The organism is Devosia lucknowensis (assembly GCF_900177655.1).
GTDB classification, from domain to species: Bacteria; Pseudomonadota; Alphaproteobacteria; order Rhizobiales; family Devosiaceae; genus Devosia; species Devosia lucknowensis.
This window is the reverse complement of the sequence record NZ_FXWK01000002.1, coordinates 167099-185199: the sequence shown is the minus strand read 5'-3', so window position 1 is coordinate 185199 and position 18101 is coordinate 167099. Positions and strand designations below refer to the sequence as shown.

The window sequence follows — 18101 nt, the reverse complement described above, 5'->3', positions numbered from 1 at the left end:
CAATTTAGGTTTTCAACGGGAGGAAGACGTGAACAAGACTATCATGACCTTCGCCATTCTCGGTCTGATGACCGGGTCGGCGGCGGCCCAGGCGCCGAATTTCGACGACCCGGCCGAATTTGCCAAGCAGCGCGAACAGCTGACCGCCACCTTCAATGGTGCGGCAGATCAGCCCTATCTTCAGTACGCCGGTGACGCCATGGTCGACACCGCGGAATTCAAGAAGGAAGCACCCTGGACCGTGTGCTTCTCCAATGCCGGCGTCAACAATCCCTGGCGTGTGGTCGGCTACACCGACATGACCGAGGAAGTGAAGCTGCACCCCGAAATCGGCACCTTCACCCATGTCGACGCCGAAGGGTCCGACGACAAGCAGATCGCCGACATCGACGACCTGCTCGCCGGTGGTGACTGCGACGTCCTGATCGTGTCGCCCAACTCCACCGCTGCCCTCACCCCAGCTGTCGAAAAAGCCTGCGCCACCGGCCTTCCGGTGATCGTGTTCGACCGTGGCGTCACCACCGATTGTCCGGTGACCTTCGTGCACCCGGTCGGCGGTTACGGTTTCGGTATTCAGGCGGCGGACCACATTATCGCCAACGTCCCTGCGGGCGGCAAGGTGCTGATGCTGCGCATCCTGCCCGGTGTCGACGTGCTGGAAACGCGTGCTTCCGGAGCGCGCAACATGTTCGCCGAAGCCGGTCTTGAAATTCTTGGCGAAGAATTCACCGATGGTGACAATGCCAAGACCAAGTCCATCGTCGAAGACTACCTGCAGCGCGGCACGATCGATGCCGTCTGGATGGACGCCGGTGCCACTGCCGTGGCTGCCGTCGAAGCCTTCGAGGACCAGGGCGTGGATATTCCGGTCGTCACCGGCGAAGACCAGCAGGATTATCTGCAGAAGTGGCGCGACCTTGGCTTCAAGGGTATCGCCCCGACCTACCCGACCTACCAGTGGCGTACCGCGGTCATCGCCGCGGTGATGACACTCAAGGGCGAGCAGGTGCCGGGTCCGGAATGGGTACTGCCGCAGCCGGCCATCACCCAGGAAGTCCTGGACCAGTACATCAACGAATCCATGCCGCCGCTCCACTACGCGATGTGCGGCTGTGAAGACATGCCGAGCTACCCCGAAGCCTGGGGCGGTACCAAGTAAGTCCTTCCCAACGAGGACTGGGGGCGCCCACGGGCGCCCCGTTTTGCTTTGGCGCGAGAGGAGCGTGTCATGTCAGACATCACTACCGAGCAGCTCTGGTCCAGACCTGGGCCCATGCTGCCCAACAGCCGCTTTCCAGTTTTGGTGCATCGCAACGCCGTCCCCGGTGGCGGTGAACAAGCGGTCCAGTCTCGGCTTCGTCAACACGGCTGGCTCAACAACTGGCGATATCCCGGCATCTACACCTATCACCACTTCCACTCGACCACGCATGAGTGCCTGGGCTGCGCCCGAGGCTGGATGGACGTAGTGCTGTTCGGGGACGGCGGAACCACGGTTCGGGTAGAGGCCGGCGACATAATCGTCCTGCCGGCCGGCGTCAGCCACTGCATGACCGGAAATTCCGATGACATTCAAATGGTCGGCGGTTATCCCGATGGTCGCGATTGGGACAATGTCCAACAGGCGCTGCTCGATGAAGCCGGGCACCGTGACGCTGCCAAGCGCATCATGATGCTGCCTATCCCGGATCGCGATCCGGCCACGGGCCTGCCGATGATCCCTTGGATCGACGCTCCGTCATCGGTCGATGCCGACCTTAACGATTTCCGGGACAGTCTGGGCTAAGGCCTCGAGTCACTCCGGCTTTGCGCGTCCGAGCGGAACGCAAAGCGGCCGGCCATAGACCGGGTCGGTGATGATCGTTGCCGTCACGTCGAAGACGGACTCGATAAGGTCGGGACGCATGAGCTCCTCGGGCGTACCGCGTTTGGCAATCTTGCCACCGGACAGGAACACCAGCTGGTCGGCGTAGCGCGCCGCGAGATTGAGGTCGTGAAGAACCAGCACAACGGTGCGGCCCTGATCTCGGTTGAGCTTGCTGACCAGCTCAAGGCAGTCGAGCTGATGCGCCATGTCGAGATGGTTGACCGGCTCGTCGAGGCAGATGACGTCGGTCTCCTGCGCCAGGATCATCGCGATCCAGGCGCGCTGCAGTTGCCCGCCAGACAGCGAGCCGACCCGCCGTCCGCGCAACGCGGTAACCGTCGTGCCCTCCATCGCCGAGGCGACAGCCGCGTCATCGCGCGGGCTCCAGGGCTGCAGCATTGCCTGGTGAGGGTAGCGGCCGAGCCGAACCAGTTCTTCCACCGTCATGTCCTGCGGAGCTGAGGGGCTTTGCGCCAATAGGCCGATCCGCCGGCCCAAGGCCTTGCCGTTGAGCTTGGAAATATCTTCCGCATCGAGCAGCACTTTGCCCGATTGGGGAGCATGCAGACGCCGGATCGCGCGCAGCAACGTTGACTTGCCGCAGCCATTGGGCCCCGCCAGAACGGTGATCTGACCGCTGGGAATGGGCAGGCTCAGCGCATCGAGAATGACGTCCTCGCCATAACCGAGCGTCAGCTCCTGCACATCTATGCGCCGCGCCAGCAGGTCATCCATTGCTTCGATCCTTGCGCATCAGCAGATAAAGAAAGTAGGGGGCGCCGATCACGGCCGTCACAGTTCCGGCAGGAACTTCCATCGGAGCGAAGGCCACCCGGACCAATAGGTCCGCGCCGATCAGGATGATTGCTCCGAGGAGAATCGAGACCAGGATGCCGGCCCCCCGCGCACGACCAACCAGAAGCCGCGCCAGGTGCGGCGCCATCAGGCCGATGAAACTGACACCACCGGCAAAGGCGACGGCACCGGCGGTAAGGAGTGCTGCCAGGAAGAAGATTGCCACCCGATAAAGTGGCAGGTTGAGCCCGATGGATCGGGACGATGTGTCGTCAAGGTCGGCAGGAGGAAGATGCCGTGCCGCGATCAGCGCTATGAGGCCGGTCGGCACCAGCACCAGCAGCATCAGCTGGATTTCCATAACGTTGATCGTGTTGACCGAGCCGGCCAGCCAGCGCGCGGCCTGCGATGCCTGATAGATCGGCCCGGCCAGCATGAAGATGGTGGTAAGCGCCTTGCAGACGGCCGCAACGGCAATCCCGAACAGCAGGAGACGGATTGCCGAGGAGGCTTGGCGACCGGAAAGGATGAAGACGAGGCTCACCGCGGCGATCGCACCAAGGGCGGCAGCGAGCGGTTGCCAGGCGACCGACACCGTCAGTGAGTTGGTTTCGCTGGCAAATATGGCCATGAACAGGACGACACCCAGCGCGGCGCCATCGACAACCCCCAGCACGCCGGGTGAGGCCAGTTCGTTGCGGGTGATGCGCTGCAGGAGATATCCCGCAAAGGCAATGGCGCCGCCTGAGATCGCTGCAGCCGCGACGCGCGGCAGGCGCAACTGCAGGACGACGAGCTTTTCGGTTTTCTCTCCACCGCCAAGGAGCACCTGGGCGACGGTTTCAAGCGGGATCCAGGTCGAGCCAAAGCCGATGCCTGCCAGGAAAAGCAGAACGAAGACGCCGAGCACGACGAGTGCTATCGCGCTCTGCGGAAGGGCATGACGGGGCAGCCTGGCCGCAATGTCGGTCACGCAAGCCTCCGCTTCAGCAAGACGAGCAGGGCGACCGCCCCGACCACGGCTGTGATGGCTCCGACAGGCGCTTCGACCGGGTAGATCACGAACCGGGTAACGACATCGGCAAGCGTGGCATAGATCGCGCCCGCCAAGGCTGCAGCTGCCAGCTGGTGCCGGTGTCTCAGGCCGACGAGGCGGCGGGCGACATGTGGCACAACCAGCCCGACAAAGGCGACCGGTCCAGCCATGGAAACGGCGGCACCGGTGAGCAGCGAGACCGCAAGAAAGGCAACGCCGCGGACCAGGGTCAAGGGCACGCCAAGGCTCGCAGCTGTCGCGTCGTCAGCCTGTAGCGCGTCGAGCGCGGTGCAGAGCGCGAAGGCCAGGGCGGCGCCGACCAGGACCACCGGCAGGCCGTTGAAAAACAAGGAAATCGGGCGATCGACGAATGCGCCACTCAACCAGAACAGCAATTGCTGCAACTGGGCTTCGTTGCTCGTGAGAATGATCTCGACCACGGCATGCGCCAGGCTCGCGAATGTTACGCCGACGAGCACGATCTTGAGGGGTGAAAGGCCACCCGCGCCGGCGGCCACGCCGAACACGATCACGCTGGCTGCCATCGCTCCCACCGCTGCAGCCAGCGACAATCCGACCAGCGATTGCACCCCGAACGCGACCGTTGCGACGACCACGGCGAGTGAAGCGCCGGCATTGAGCCCGAGCGTATCAGGCGAAGCGATGCGATTGCGCGACAGTGTCTGGACCATCACCCCGGCCATCCCCAGCGCAGCGCCCGCCAGCGGCGCGATCAGCGCACGCGGCAGTCGCAGGCCGGCGATCACCGTCGCAGTCTCGGTACCGTCATGGGAGAAGAGGGCCCGCCACACTTCGTCGAACGAATAAATCTTGTAGCCCAGCATCATGCTCGCCAGCCATGCCAGGGCGAGCGCGACTAGCAGCACCGCATAGGTGGTCGCGCGTCTGCTGATCCGTTGCGAAGTGTGGGGCAAGGCTGCGGCCAGGGATGCCAACGCGCCTCCAATACATGATGTTGACAGTCAGATTAAACTCTGGTGAAAAGCCATCCGATTTCTGAGCCTGATTGTCAAGTTAGCCGGCGCCGTCGGCTAGGCCAATCCACGGCTAGCTTCTGGGGGTAATCTTGAAATCTCGTTCCGTCGTTTCCGGCATCGCGTTGCTGTCGGCCCTGGTTCTAGCCGCCGCGCCGGTTTCTGCCCGTGAAATCACCCACGCCATGGGCGTGACAGATGTTCCGGATCATCCGCAGCGCATCGTGGTTTTGACCAACGAAGGCACCGAAGCGCTGCTGTCGGTGGGGATCACGCCGGTGGGGGCGGTCAAGTCTTGGCTGGGCGATCCCTGGTACGATCACATCGCCTCTGAAATGGCCGACGTGACGGTTCTGGGCGAAGAATCCGCCGTCAATCTCGAAGTGCTGGTGTCGCTCGAGCCCGATCTCATCCTGGGCAACAAGCAGCGCCATGAAGCGATCTACGAGCAACTGTCCGCCATCGCGCCGACGGTCATTTCCGAGCGCCTGCGCGGCGACTGGAAAATCAACATGGCGCTCTATACCGATGCTGCAGGTGTCGGCGCCGAAGGCAAGGCTCAGCTCGAAGCGTTCGACGCTCGCGTTGCCGCGGTGTCGGAGGCCCTGGGCAGCGCTCGCGAGGAGCAGATTTCGATCGCGCGCTTCATGGCCGCGCAGACCCGCATCATGTTCAAGGACAGCTTCTCGGGGCTGATCCTTTCCGAGCTCGGATTCCACCGTCCCGCGTCTCAGGACAAGGACGAGTTCGCCGAGGAAATCACCAAGGAACGCATCCCCGAATTCGAAGGCGATCGCCTGATCTATTTCACCTATGAGACAGGCAATGGCGAGGGCGAAACTCAGGCAGCCGATTGGCTCGCCGATCCACTCTGGCAGAACCTGGCAGTGGTCAAGTCGGGCAAGGTGCACGCGGTTTCCGACGCGATCTGGAACACGGCCGGCGGCATCATCGCTGCCAATCTGCTGCTCGACGATGTCGAGGCCATCTACGGCCTTGCGACCACGCGCTAAGGAGTTTTCAGCTTGCGTACCCTCATCACCCTAGCTTTCGCGGCCGTGCTCGCGACATCCGCTCAGGCGCGCGAAGTGACCCACGCCATGGGCGTCACCGAGGTGCCGGATAACCCGCAGCGCGTTGTTATTCTGACCAACGAAGGCACCGAGGCTCTGCTTTTTCTTGGCGTGACCCCGGTCGGTGCCGTCCAGAGCTGGAGCGGCGACCCCTGGTATGATCACATCGCAGAGCCGCTCGCCGACACGGTCAACCTGGGCACCGAGCTTGCGGTGAACCTGGAAATCCTCGCTACCCTCGAGCCCGACCTGATCCTGGGCACCAAGGTGCGTCAGGAGAGCATCTACCCGCAGCTTTCGGCCATTGCCCCGACCGTCATGACGGAAACCATCGGCGGCGACTGGCAGAAAAACCTCCAGTTCTATGCCGACACCATCGGCCAGTCAGATGCAGGCAAGGCCGCAGTGACCGGGTTCATCGACCGCACGCAGCGCTTGCATGATGCCCTCGGTGATGCGGTGAACGAAGAGATATCGCTGGTGCGCTTTGCGCCCAATCGCACCCGCATCTACTACAAGGACACGTTCGCCGGGCTGGCGCTCGGCCAGATCGGCTTCAAGCGCGCCGCTGCACAGGACAAGAACGAGTTCGCCGAGGAAGTGACCACGGAACGCATTCCTGAGATGGAAGGCGACCGGATTTTCTACTTCTCCGACGATCTCAACGCCGATGAAGCTACGGCCAATCTGGACGAATGGCTCAACGATCCGCTCTGGCTCAACCTCGAAGGCGTCAGGGCCGGCAAGGCACAGCGCGTCAGCGAGATCGTCTGGAACACAGCGGGCGGCATCTACGCGGCGCACCTGATGCTCGACGACATCGAGCGCATCTACGGTCTGGCGTCGACGCGCTGATCCTGGGGAGGTGGGCATGAGCCGGCTCGAAGCACAGAACATCCGGGCCGGCTATGCCGATGTGACAGTGCTGGACGCCGTCGATCTGATCGTCCCTGACGGTCAGGTCACGGCGCTGATCGGCGCCAATGGCTCGGGCAAGTCGACCTTGCTCAAGACCATGGCCCGTATCCTGTCTCCCACCGGTGGGCACGTCCTGCTGGACGGCAAGGACCTCCATCGCTTGCCCACGCGCACCGTCGCGGCGCAACTTGGTCTCCTGCCGCAAGGTCCGGTCGCGCCCGAAGGTCTGATCGTGCGCGAACTTGTTGCGCAGGGTCGTTACCCGCATCAGGCCCTTTTGCGGCAGTGGTCCCGCAAGGATGAGGACGCGGTGAACGCTGCCATGTCGGTGGCCGGCATCGCCGATTTTGCCGACCGCGCCGTGGATACGCTGTCTGGCGGGCAGCGGCAGCGATGCTGGATCGCCATGGTGCTGGCGCAGGACACCAAACTTGTGCTGCTCGATGAGCCCACCACCTTTCTCGACCTCAAGGTTCAGGTCGATCTCATGGATCTGCTTGCCAGCCTTGCGCACGAGCAGGGACGGACGCTCGTCGTGGTGCTGCACGAGCTCAGTCTCGCCGCCGCCTATGCCGACTACCTCGTTATGATGAAGGCGGGCCGCATTGTCTCCGCTGGTACTCCCGACGAGACCTTTACCGCCGAACGCCTCAAGGAAGTTTTCGATCTCGACGCGTCGATCCTGCGCGATCCGGCAAGTGGACGTCTGGTCTGCGTTCCCAATGGCGGGCGCCGTCGCGTGGCCGAGGCCGCACAATGAACCAGATGACCATGCCGCCAGTGGTGCGCCACCGCGTTCGCGCCTGGATCGGTCTGCCGGTACTGCTGGCTGTGGCGGGCCTGGCCTTCGCACTCCATATCGGCGTCGGCGCCAAGCCGCTGTCCGTAGTCACGGTGTTCGAGGCGCTGACGCGGTTCGACCCCAACGTTTTCGATCATGCGATCGTGGTCAATCTGCGCCTGCCCCGTGCTGTTTTTGCGCTCGTCGTCGGCGCGGGCCTGTCGCTTGCCGGGGCAATAATGCAGGGCGTGACGCGCAACCCGCTGGCCGATCCCGCGCTCCTTGGACTGACCACTGGCGCAGCCTTCGCGGTCGTTTTAGCAACCTCGGTATTCGGCATCACCGTCATGGCCTTGACGCCCTGGATTGCAATGGCTGGTGCTCTGGGCGCAGCAATCATCGTCTATGTCATCGCGCGGCTTGCGCCCGGTGGCGCAACGCCACTCAGTATGACCCTGGCCGGCGCATCGGTCAGTGCCTTTCTTGCAGCTGTCACCTCCGTAGTGCACCTGCTTAACCAGGATACGTTCGAGAACCTGAGGGTCTGGCTTACCGGCGGCCTTGCCGGCCGCGACATCACGCTCCTTGTCTACGTTGGCCCGCCCATGGCCATAGCTCTCGTCGCCGGCATTCTGCTGGCGCCGCGCGTCACCGTCCTCGCCATGGGCGACGAAGTTGCTCAGGCCCTGGGTGTCCGGACCGCGGCGCTCAAGGCGCAACTCCTCGCCGTTGTGGTTGTCCTCACCGCATGCTCGGTGGCGCTGGCCGGGCCGCTCGGCTTCATCGGCCTAGTGATCCCGCACGTCGTCCGCCTTTACGTCGGCTCCGATTATCGGTGGATCGTGCCCTATGCGGCGCTGACGGGCGCCATCTATCTTTTGTCGGTCGACATCGTCGCGCGCATCGCTATTCCGCCGCGTGAAATCTCCACCGGCATCATCACAGCCATGATCGGTGCACCGCTGTTCGTCCACCTTGTTCGCCGGAGAACACGGTGATGACGTCCATGTCGCCAGCCCGTCATTGGACTGTCCGAAGCCGGGGTGAACTTCTGGCGCTACGCATGCCATTGCGGGCGCTGGTGGTTCTGGCAATCCTCGCGCTCCTGCTTCTTGCGGTGTCGGCCATCAGCCTCGGCACCGGGACCTATGGCGTTGCCCTCGACCAGGTATGGGAAACACTGCGCGGCGTGACCATTTCCCGCGCCATCGACAACGTCGTCTGGGAGTTCCGGTTTCCGCGCACCCTGGTCGCTGCCCTTGCAGGCGCAATGATGGCGCTCTCGGGTGCCGCGCTGCAGAATGTGACGCGCAACAGCCTGGCTGATCCTTCTCTTGTCGGCGTCAGCCAGGGTGCTGCCCTTGCGGTCGTGACGCTCACCGTTCTTTTCCCCGACCTCGTCATGACCTGGCGCCCATGGGCGGCTTTCTTGGGTTCCATCCTGGTTGCGCTTGTGATCCGTGGGTTGTCCAGGACGCACAATGGCGGCAGCGCCATTCGCTTCATCCTCATGGGCATCGGCCTCTCTGCCTTCATCTCGTCGATTACATCGGCCCTCCTGACCTATGGCGAAATCGACCGCGCCATGTCTGCGCTCAATTGGCTTGCCGGATCGATCAACGCCGCAAACTGGAACGACGTCTGCACCCTCCTCATCTGGGGCGCCGTGCTGCTGCCAATGCTTCTGGTCATAAGCCGGTCGATGAGCGCTCTGCGCTTTGGCGAAGCGGCAGCGACGGGCCTTGGTGTTCGGGTCGCTGCAGTGCGCAATATCGAACTGGCCGTAGCCGTCGGATGCGCCGCTATCGCGACGTCGGTGGTTGGTCCGCTTGGCTTTGTCGGCCTCATCGCGCCCCACTCTGCGCGTCGGCTTGCCCCCTCGGGGATGGGCCTCCACCTGCTGCTGGTTGCGCTCACGGGAGCGCTTCTCGTGATGGTGGCCGACCTCATCGGTCGCGCAGCCTTTGCCCCTATCCAGCTTCCGGCCGGCGTGATCACGGCGCTTATTGGCGTCCCCGTGTTCGTGATCCTGCTTGTCCGCAGCCGACCCAGCAATCCATCCTGACCCGGAGTTAACTCATGCGTCGCCTCTTTTTCGTCATAGCCGCCCTCGCTGGGCTTGCTGTAGTCCCCGCATTCGCGAACGACACCCGCTCGATCACCGCCGCAAACGGTACCTTCGACATCCCGTCCGCTCCGCAGCGTATCGTGGCTCTCAACGACCAGATCGTCGCCCTGCCTTTGCTCGAACTTGGAGCTCCGGTGGTCGGCAGCGCCGGACGCCTCGATGAAGAAGGCAAGACCTTCATGCGCGGAGGGATGGATACGCTGGGTGTCGACTTCTCCAACACGGACATCAAGTTCGTAGGTCTCTTCAATCAGATCGATATCGAGGCTATCGCCGCGCTTGATCCCGACCTCATCATCGGCGGCACCTACACCGATCCGGCTGTTGTCGAGCAGCTTCAGAAGATTGCGCCCACGCTGGTGATCGACAATGGCGCACTGGGGCTCGTCGAGACTCTTCGAACCCTTGCAGACGTCAGCGGCAAGGCCGGCGACTTCGAAGCCCGTTTCGCGCGCTACCAGAGCAATATCGAACGAACCAGGGGGTTCATCGGCGATACCGCTTCGATCTCTGCAACGACCACGTTCATGTTCCCCGACGGCGAGGAACTTTGGGTGTACCGCGCCAATCTGGGTGCGATCACTCAGGTCCTGGGCGATCTGGGCTTCAGCCAGCCCAAGGCCGTTTCAGAAATCGCCGAGACGCAGGTTTCGTGGAGCGCGGAACTCATCCAGGAACTGGACGCCGATTTCATCTTCGGGTTCTACCGCCAGCAGCCCGATGCCACGCCTGACGCGATCCGCGCTGCCTACGAGAAGTTTGCGCCCGGCTGGTGCCAGGCGCTGACCGCCTGCCAGAATGGCCAGATGATCCTCCTGCCAGGACCGACGTTCGGCAGCACCATGACCGGCCTCGAGCTTGCTCTGGAACTCGTCGAAAACAATGTCGCCGGCCGGCCCTTCACGCCTTTTACCGAAGCTCCGTAATGGGCAAGCATGTCTTCTGCACGGATTTGTGCCGCGAGAGGGGCGAACCGCTCGCGGGAACAGGCGACGCGCCGGAGCGGGCTTTGATGCTGGCCTGGCCGCGCGGCAAGTGGCGTAGGCCGCGTTGGGAGTCGGCCGACATGTCGCCCGCGCTCAGTGAGGCGATCCATGATGCAGCCCAGTCCGGCCTGCATGTGGCGCTGATCGACAAAGTCGAGGCCGAGGGGTCCCTCGCGACGCTCCATGCCTTGCCCGAAGGCGTCGTCGCCAACTTCGATGACGAAGCCGAGTTGGTTGCAGCGATCCGTGCCTATGCCGATGGAGAACTGTTCGCCGGACGCCACGACCCGCGTCAGGTCATTCTGTGCTGCACGGACAGCCGACGCGATGCCTGCTGCGCCCGACACGGCTTTTCCACCTACAAGGCCCTGGTCGCCGCCGCCGACCCGGGACAATTCCATATCGTCCAATGCACCCATATCGGCGGTTGCCGCTTCGCTGCATCCATCGTCGTGATGCCGCAGCGCCAGCGATATGGACGGATGACAGCCGACCACGCCGGCGCCTTTCTCGTGGCCCTCGGGAAGGGTCGGCTCTATCTGCCGACCTACAAGGGCCGGACCGATATGCCCGAGCCGGTTCAGGTCGCGGAGCTGGCGGCGCTGAACTGGGCGACCGAGCACGGCAGCCCCGCCGATGCCGTACATCTGGAAGGCGATATTCCTGCAGATCCTGTCGCTGGTTCGCGCCTGACCCTCGGCGCCGAGGTTGCCGGCACCCGGCTCGCCGTTCACATGCAGGCACGGGAATTTTTCGTGCAGGGCAATTGCAGCTCCATCGTCGAGGGCGAGGGGCAGAACACCCTGCGCTGGTGCCTCGAGACCGTCACCGTTGAGCAGACCCACTGAACCGAGCTTCAGGCCCCACCTGATCCGATCCCTGGAGAGAACAATGAAACGCCTGCTGTCTTCCATACTGTTTGCCGTGGCAGTGCTTGTCACGCCTGCGCTGGCGCAAGAAACGCGCACCTTCACCGATGACGCAGGTCGCACGGTCGAAATCCCCGTCGCTCCGAAGCGCATCGTGTCTCTGCACGACCTGTCGCTGACCGTTCCGCTGATCGAACTCGGCGTCATGCCGATTGGCAGCCACGGCCGCACGACGGAGCAGGGCGTCCCGTTCATCCGGTCCAGCAAGGTGCTGACCGGCGTCGACTTCGACAATTCCGAGATCCAGTTCGTCGGTAACCTGCCGGCAGACGTTGAGGCCGTGGCCGCGCTCGAGCCCGACATTATCCTGACCACTGCCTGGCAGACTGCCGATGTGGAGCAACTGCAGGCGATTGCCCCCACCGTCGTGCTTGATGATACGGTGCGCGAACCCTTTGCAATCTTCGAGGTGCTGTCCGACCTCACCGGCACCCAGGACCGTCTTGCTATCCTCAAAACCCGCTACGATGGTCAGATCGAACAGATTCGTCGCCTGATCGAACCCGGTTCTGTGAGTGCCAGCGTCATCCAGGCCAATGACGGCAAGCTCTATATCGAGCATACCTATGGCGCCCTCGGCAAAGTCATGCGGGACGCGGGCTTCACATTCCCGGACCGCGTCGAGGCCATTGCTGCCAATCAGAGCGCCGAATTCAGCGCTGAAACCATGCCTGAATTCGACGCCGATTTCGTGTTCGCCACCTATCGCACGGATGCTCTGCAGACGCCGGAAGATGCGCGCGACGCTCTCGAAGCGGCGCTACCCAACTTCTGTGAGTTCCTGCATGCCTGCCGCGAGAACCAGCTCATCATCATCCCGCGCGAGGAAGCATCGGCCGCCTCGTTCTATGGGCTTGGGGTGCTCACCTACATGCTGATCTCGCAAATCTCGGGCAGGGACTTCGTCCCACTCCCGCGTTGAGGTTGATACTGGCCGCGTCCGGGCGCGGCCAGTATCGCCGTCACGGCCAGGCAGCGAACGATCCGGCGCTGTCCACGTGGCTTCTGATCGCCTCGAGCCGGTATTGCCGAGGCGAGCGACCACTGAGCCTTTTGAAGAAGCGCGAAAAATATGCCGGATCGTCGAAGCCCAGCGACAGTGCGATCTCGGCAATGTGCATGCCGGAATTTTCCAGCATCTGCCGTGCCTCACTCATCAGTCGGCCGTGGATAAGCGCCAGTGGCGACTGGCCCGTGGCGCGCATGACAGCGGTATTGAGCCGGTCGACGCTGACACCGAGATAGCGGGCGTAGTCGGCAACGGACCAGTGTCCACGCATTTGCTGATCGACAAGGCGCAGAAAATTGTTGACCAGAGCCCGCGGTGCTGGTTGGCGCGCTGTGGCACTGATGTCCGAGCTGCGCCAGAGCAGGATCGACACGATCGCCAGCTGGTGGCGCACCATCTCCTGGGCACCAGCACGATTGTCGCGCAATTCACTTTCCATGGTCGCAAAGAGGGTGATGAGACGCCCCGCAAGGTCGCGCTCGATGCGAGTGCCCAGCTGCGGCTGCTGCGACAGCCGTCTGATGTCTTCGGCAATGTTGCCGGGCAGGGCGACCTGCCCCAGAAGCGCGTCCGAAATGGCAAGCCATGCTCCGCGCGAACCAGCCTGCAAGGTCAGCTGTGCTGGTTTCCCTGTCGGGATCCAGACCAGGGTCGGTGATTGGATGGCGGTAACTTCGCCCGCATAGTTGATCGTCCCTGTCCCTGCTGGCAGCACGAAAATGCGATTGCGCCGTCCCAGCAGCGTCCATTCCGACACGTCCAGCGTTGTCGCGATCGCCTGGCTCTCGACCTCGATCGCCAGGTCGAGATGGGCTCTATCGGTCCCCCTCCGCTCCATCGATCTCATCAAAAATCCTCTAGGCAGCAAAAGTACAAGTTTCTCCGTAAATAGTCTATTTCTGTATGCAGGGGTGCTGCGTTACGGTCTGTCTCAAGCGCCCAAGAGGATAAAGATCCCATGGCGCCTCGATGCCCGCTCAGGGGCACAGGAGGAACCAATGACACTCGTTTCCCGCAGGCTCGCCCTGCAGACGCTATGTGCTGCCGCAACGCTATTGGCTAGCACCAGTCTCTCCGCGGTTTCCGCGCAGGATCGTACGTCGGTCAAGATCGGCTATGCCGTATCCATGACAGGCGGCAATGCTGGCGGCGCCGGCATTACAACGATCCCCAACTACAAGCTTTGGGTGCATGAGGTAAACGAGGCAGGCGGTCTGGAACTGCCCGATGGTACGCGCCTGCCCATCGAAGTGGTCGAATACGATGACCGCTCCTCGGCCGAAGAAGTCGTCCGCGCCGTTGAGCGGCTGGTCACCCAGGACCAGGTCGATTTCGTTCTCTCGCCATGGGGCACGGGCTTCAATCTCGCGGTTGCGCCTCTTCTCGATCGCTTCGGCTACCCACTGATTGCCTCGGCTGCCGTTACCGACAAGGCTCCTGAATTTGCCGAGCGCTGGACGCGCAGTTTCTGGCTTCTGGGCGGCGGCGCCGACTACGCCGGCGCGCTGTCCGAAGTTCTCGCTGCTGCCCATGCGTCAGGCGAGATCAACGGCGATGTGGCTATCATTTCTGTTGCGGACGGCTTTGGTATCGACCTTGTCAACGCCGCGCGCGCGACGTTTGCAGAGGCCGGCCTCAATATCGTGATGGATCGCACCTATCCTCCCGGGACCACCGATTTCTCGCCGATGATCAACGAGGCGCAGGCCTCCGGTGCGGACAGCTTTGTCGCCTTTTCCTATCCGCCCGATACCTTTGCGCTGACGCAGCAGGCCCAGGTCGCGTCGTACAATCCCGATGTCTTCTACCTCGGTGTCGGCACGCCGTTCCCAACCTACCTGGCGGCCAATGGTGAAAATACCGAAGGCATCCTCAGCCTCGGCGGTATCGATACCTCCAACCAGGCCCTGATGGACTACCGGCAGCGCCACACCGACTTCATCGGCCAGGCACCGGACTTCTGGGCCTCGCAGATGACCTACGCCGGTCTCGAAATGCTTGAGGAAGCCATCAAGCGGGTGGGTCTCGACCGCGATGCCGTGGCCGAGGAGCTCTCGAGCGGCACCTTCACCACCATCCTGGGGGAAACCAGGCTCGAAGATAACCAGCTTCGTGATCTCTGGTGGACCGGCCAGTGGCAGAATGGCGTATTCGTTGCCATCGAGCCTTCGGAACGTGAGGGCGCCAGCGCCATCGTCCTGCCCAAGCAGACCTGGCAGGCCCAGTAACCGCGTTGCTCCTCCGCCTTCCCATCTGCGGCGGGGGAGCCACCTTGATCTGAGATCATACTGCTCGTGATTTCTTCATTGCATTCCGGCCAAGGAACATCTTCCCCATGCTGCTGACGGCGCTTATTTCAGGTTTGGTGCTTGGCGGCACGTACGCGCTTGTCGCCATGGGCCTGACGCTTCAATACGGCATCTCGCGCATCATGAACCTGGCCTATGGCGAGGTGACGATCTTTGCGGCCTTCGCCGCTTTCCTCCTGTTTTCGACCTTCGGCATCAATCCACTGATGGGCATGATCATCGTGCTGCCCGCCGCCTTCGCTTTCGGCTACCTTATCTACGGCATCATGATGCAGCCGCTGGTGCGGCGATCGGCCAAGAGCGGCACGCTGGAAGTGGACTCGATACTGGCGACCTTCGGCCTGCTCTTCGTCATCCAGGGTGTGATGCTCATCACCTTCGGGTCCAACTACACGAGCTACAACTATCTCAACTTTGGCGTGAACATTTTCGGCGCCAACATCGCTGCAAATCGCCTCCTTGCCTTCGTGCTGGCCGTGGTCATTGGCGCGACGCTCTTCCTGGTGCTGACGCGGACGCGCTGGGGCACAACGGTGCGCGCCATCGCTGTCGCGCCGAAGTCAGCGCCGCTGGTGGGGATCAACGTCAATCGCACGGCTCGCTTTGCCTTTGCGCTCGGCACCATGCTTGCCGCATCGGGCGGAGTGATGGTCTCGATGTATCAGACCTTCAATGCGTCTATGGGCGTGGTTTTCACCATGAAGGCGCTGGTCATCGTGATCATGGGCGGGCTCGGCAATCTTATGGGTGCGCTGGTGGCAGGCCTTCTGCTGGGCGTCGTCGAAACGCTGGTCGCGACTTATGTCGATCCTGGCCTCACGCTTGCTTCCACTTACGTCATCTTCCTCGTGATCCTGCTCTGGAAACCGTCCGGACTCTTCGGAAAGGCGGCCGGTCGATGACCCGCACCACCATCGGCTTTGGCCTGATTGCCCTTGCGCTTGCCGCTCTCGCCTTTCTGCCCACGCAACTCGGCGCCTATGGCGTTGGCCTGCTTCTAGGAATGACTGGCTACGTGGTGCTTGCCAGCGCCTGGGCTTTGTTCTCGGGCCCGACCCGTTACATCTCACTCGCAACCGTCGCGTTCTTCGGCATCGGCGCTTACACCGTCGCCGTCCTGTCCGAAACGCTGCCCTATCCGCTGGTGCTGCTTGTCGCCGGACTGATCGGCCTTGTGGTCGCTCTCGTCGTCGGACTTGCGACACTACGGTTGGCCGGGGTCTATTTCGTAATTTTCACGTTCGGCCTCGCTGAACTCATTCGCCAGTTGGTGACTTGGTACGAGGTCAACGTCACCGGCACCCTGGGTCGCTATATCTTCCTGCCGATTACCGCCGAGCAGATCTACTGGCAGCTCCTGGCACTCGCAGCCGTGACCTTGGGTATCGGCTGGTGGATCGCCCGCTCGCGTATCGGGCTCGCCCTCAAGGTGATCGGCGACGATGAAACTGTCGCCAGCCACATCGGCATCGATATCTCGCGGGTCAAGCTGTCACTTTTCGCCGTGAGCGCAACAATCATCACGCTTGTCGGGGCCATCCAGGCACCGCGATGGACCTATATCGAGCCAGCCATCGTCTTCAATCCAACCGTGTCTTTCCTCACGGTCATCATGGCACTGCTGGGTGGTGCAAACCGGTTGTGGGGACCTGTGCTCGGCGCCGTGCCTCTCTTCCTGTTGTTCGAATGGCTGAGCGCCAACTTTCCCAATCATTATTCGATCATTCTGGGCCTCATGTTCATCGCCATCGTCTTCGTCGTGCCGCGCGGCATCCTCTCGCTGGGAGAAGACGTGATGCGTCGTTTCCGCAGTCGGGAGCTACGGTCGTGACCCAACTGCTCGATATAACCGCGCTCACCAAGCAGTTCGGCGGCCTCACGGCCGTCAACAAGGTGAGTTTCTCTGTCAACGCAGGGGAAATCGTCGCGCTGCTTGGCCCCAACGGATCCGGCAAGACCACGCTGCTGAACATGATCTCGGGCGCCTTGCAGGCCACCAGCGGCACCGTCGCGCTGGAGGGGGACATCATCTCAGGTCTGCCGCCGAACGGGATCGCACACAAGGGCGTCTCCCGGACATTCCAGCTGGTCAAGATACTCCCATCGCTAAGCGTGGCCGAAAACATTATCGCCGCTCTCGCTTTCCGCCCCCAGCCGCTCTGGGGACGCGGCGCTCGCGACCAGGCAGAGGTCTTGCTGGACCGGGTCGGGCTCGGCGGGCGCGGAGACGAGCATGCCGACGAACTCACATACATCGATCAAAAGCGCATGGAACTGGCGCGTGCTCTGGCGTCGGAACCCCGGTTGCTGCTGCTGGACGAGTGGCTTTCCGGTCTCAATCCGACAGAGCTGCGCGTCGGCATTGATCTGATCCTGTCGCTGCGCCAGAGCGGCATGACGATCGTGCTGGTCGAGCACATCATGGAGGCCGTCCGTGCACTGTGCACGCGCTCAGTGGTCATGAACGTTGGCTCCAAGATTGCCGATGGGCCGACTGCTGATGTCCTCAGCGATGCTGGCGTCATCGCGGCCTATCTCGGAGACGGCAATGCTTGAAATCGCCAACCTGTCGCTGCTCTATGGACGACATCGTGCGCTGGAAAATATCTCCGTCGGCATCTCCGAAGGCGAGACCGTCGTCATCCTGGGCGCCAACGGCGCGGGCAAGTCGTCGCTGCTCAAGGCCATAGCCGGGCTCGTGACGCCCGAGGCGGGCTCCCGGGTCATGCTCGATGGGAAATCTCTCATCGGGCTGCCGGCACATGACATTCCCGAAACCGGCATTGCCCTTGTTCCTGAGGGTCGCGGGGTTTTCGGCGATCTGACCGTCGAGGAAAACCTGATGCTGGGCGCGAATCCCCGGCGAGCCCGCGCCACCGAGGCAGACCGGCACGCGCTCATTTACGATCTCTTCCCCCGTTTGGCGGAGCGCAAGCGCCAGATGGTGCGCACTATGTCCGGTGGCGAGCAGCAGATGGTTGCCATCGGCCGCGCCCTGATGAGCAATCCGAAATATCTCATGCTTGACGAGCCCAGCCTTGGCCTTGCCCCAATCGTGGTGACGGAACTGTTCGCGGCACTCAAGCGCGTGCAGCAGACCGGCGTCGCGCTGTTGCTCGTCGAGCAGAACGTATCGATTTCCCTGTCCATCTCCGACCGCGGCTATCTCATGGAAGCCGGCCGGATCGTGGGTGCGGACACTGCCGAAGCTCTCAAGACCGATACGGCAGTGCAACAGGCCTTCCTTGGCGGCTCGACCGCCTGACACTCGAGAG

The 18101-nt window shown here is 62.7% G+C and carries 19 protein-coding genes; 15 read left to right on the top strand and 4 right to left on the bottom strand.

Going from position 1 to position 18101, the window contains the following annotated elements; genetic code table 11:
* The first annotated feature begins 28 nt into the window (after positions 1–28).
* Complete coding sequence (locus CCK88_RS13290; RefSeq protein ID WP_244557534.1) at positions 29–1159, top strand: substrate-binding domain-containing protein; 1131 nt, start codon at positions 29–31, stop codon at positions 1157–1159.
* Between the two features lie 69 nt (positions 1160–1228).
* The gene (locus CCK88_RS13285; RefSeq protein ID WP_086471084.1) at positions 1229–1786 is read left to right on the top strand and encodes a hypothetical protein; all 558 of its coding nucleotides are present in this window, start codon (positions 1229–1231) and stop codon (positions 1784–1786) included.
* Between the two features lie 9 nt (positions 1787–1795).
* Here CCK88_RS13285 and CCK88_RS13280 read toward each other — a convergent pair whose 3' ends face one another.
* From CCK88_RS13280 to CCK88_RS13270, 3 genes are read right to left on the bottom strand one after another with little or no spacing between them, the layout of a single operon-like run.
* Positions 1796–2602 (bottom strand): ABC transporter ATP-binding protein, encoded by an 807-nt coding sequence (locus CCK88_RS13280; RefSeq protein ID WP_086471083.1) that lies wholly within the window; start codon positions 2600–2602, stop codon positions 1796–1798.
* Positions 2595–3635 carry a FecCD family ABC transporter permease gene (locus CCK88_RS13275; RefSeq protein ID WP_244557533.1) on the bottom strand — a complete coding sequence of 347 codons (1041 nt, stop codon included), beginning with the start codon at positions 3633–3635 and terminating at the stop codon, positions 2595–2597. Before CCK88_RS13275 ends, CCK88_RS13280 begins: the two co-directional genes overlap by 8 nt.
* Positions 3632–4654, bottom strand: a complete 1023-nt coding sequence (locus CCK88_RS13270; RefSeq protein WP_244557532.1) for a FecCD family ABC transporter permease — start codon at positions 4652–4654, stop codon at positions 3632–3634. Before CCK88_RS13270 ends, CCK88_RS13275 begins: the two co-directional genes overlap by 4 nt.
* Before the next feature lie 131 nt (positions 4655–4785).
* Here CCK88_RS13270 and CCK88_RS13265 point away from each other — a divergent pair, with 131 nt between their 5' ends.
* Genes CCK88_RS13265 through CCK88_RS13230 form a run of 8 tightly spaced genes read left to right on the top strand, consistent with a single transcriptional unit; the run spans position 4786 to position 12430 of the window.
* On the top strand, positions 4786–5706 hold the full coding sequence (locus CCK88_RS13265) for an ABC transporter substrate-binding protein (RefSeq protein WP_244557531.1): 921 nt from the start codon (positions 4786–4788) through the stop codon (positions 5704–5706).
* Between the two features lie 12 nt (positions 5707–5718).
* Positions 5719–6621: an ABC transporter substrate-binding protein gene (locus CCK88_RS13260; protein ID WP_244557530.1), complete on the top strand. Its 903-nt coding sequence runs from the start codon at positions 5719–5721 to the stop codon at positions 6619–6621.
* A gap of 16 nt (positions 6622–6637) precedes the next feature.
* Positions 6638–7444: an ABC transporter ATP-binding protein gene (locus CCK88_RS13255; RefSeq protein WP_086471082.1), complete on the top strand. Its 807-nt coding sequence runs from the start codon at positions 6638–6640 to the stop codon at positions 7442–7444.
* A complete protein-coding gene (locus CCK88_RS13250; protein WP_086471081.1) occupies positions 7441–8463 on the top strand; it encodes a FecCD family ABC transporter permease in 1023 nt (340 codons plus the stop codon). Before CCK88_RS13255 ends, CCK88_RS13250 begins: the two co-directional genes overlap by 4 nt.
* A gap of 8 nt (positions 8464–8471) precedes the next feature.
* Entirely contained in the window at positions 8472–9530 is a 1059-nt protein-coding gene (locus CCK88_RS13245; protein WP_086471959.1) for a FecCD family ABC transporter permease, read from the top strand.
* A gap of 14 nt (positions 9531–9544) precedes the next feature.
* A complete protein-coding gene (locus CCK88_RS13240) occupies positions 9545–10519 on the top strand; it encodes an ABC transporter substrate-binding protein (RefSeq protein WP_086471080.1) in 975 nt (324 codons plus the stop codon).
* On the top strand, positions 10519–11427 hold the full coding sequence (locus CCK88_RS13235) for a sucrase ferredoxin (protein ID WP_086471079.1): 909 nt from the start codon (positions 10519–10521) through the stop codon (positions 11425–11427). Before CCK88_RS13240 ends, CCK88_RS13235 begins: the two co-directional genes overlap by 1 nt.
* Positions 11428–11470: 43 nt before the next feature.
* Positions 11471–12430 (top strand): ABC transporter substrate-binding protein, encoded by a 960-nt coding sequence (locus tag CCK88_RS13230; RefSeq protein WP_086471078.1) that lies wholly within the window; start codon positions 11471–11473, stop codon positions 12428–12430.
* Positions 12431–12470: 40 nt separating this feature from the next.
* Here CCK88_RS13230 and CCK88_RS13225 read toward each other — a convergent pair whose 3' ends face one another.
* Positions 12471–13364, bottom strand: coding sequence for a helix-turn-helix domain-containing protein (locus CCK88_RS13225; protein ID WP_244557529.1), 894 nt, complete (start codon positions 13362–13364; stop codon positions 12471–12473).
* Between the two features lie 151 nt (positions 13365–13515).
* On the opposite strand from CCK88_RS13225, the gene CCK88_RS13220 reads away from it, so the two are divergent.
* The 5 genes from CCK88_RS13220 to CCK88_RS13200 all read left to right on the top strand — a co-directional run bounded on the left by CCK88_RS13220 (position 13516) and on the right by CCK88_RS13200 (position 18091).
* Positions 13516–14745 carry an amino acid ABC transporter substrate-binding protein gene (locus CCK88_RS13220; protein ID WP_086471076.1) on the top strand — a complete coding sequence of 410 codons (1230 nt, stop codon included), beginning with the start codon at positions 13516–13518 and terminating at the stop codon, positions 14743–14745.
* 107 nt (positions 14746–14852) lie between these two features.
* Positions 14853–15728 carry a branched-chain amino acid ABC transporter permease gene (locus CCK88_RS13215; RefSeq protein WP_086471075.1) on the top strand — a complete coding sequence of 292 codons (876 nt, stop codon included), beginning with the start codon at positions 14853–14855 and terminating at the stop codon, positions 15726–15728.
* Entirely contained in the window at positions 15725–16657 is a 933-nt protein-coding gene (locus tag CCK88_RS13210; RefSeq protein ID WP_086471074.1) for a branched-chain amino acid ABC transporter permease, read from the top strand. The genes CCK88_RS13215 and CCK88_RS13210 overlap by 4 nt, the downstream gene beginning before the upstream one ends.
* Complete coding sequence (locus CCK88_RS13205; protein WP_086471073.1) at positions 16654–17382, top strand: ABC transporter ATP-binding protein; 729 nt, start codon at positions 16654–16656, stop codon at positions 17380–17382. Before CCK88_RS13210 ends, CCK88_RS13205 begins: the two co-directional genes overlap by 4 nt.
* Positions 17375–18091 (top strand): ABC transporter ATP-binding protein, encoded by a 717-nt coding sequence (locus CCK88_RS13200; protein WP_086471072.1) that lies wholly within the window; start codon positions 17375–17377, stop codon positions 18089–18091. The genes CCK88_RS13205 and CCK88_RS13200 overlap by 8 nt, the downstream gene beginning before the upstream one ends.
* Positions 18092–18101 lie beyond the last annotated feature (10 nt).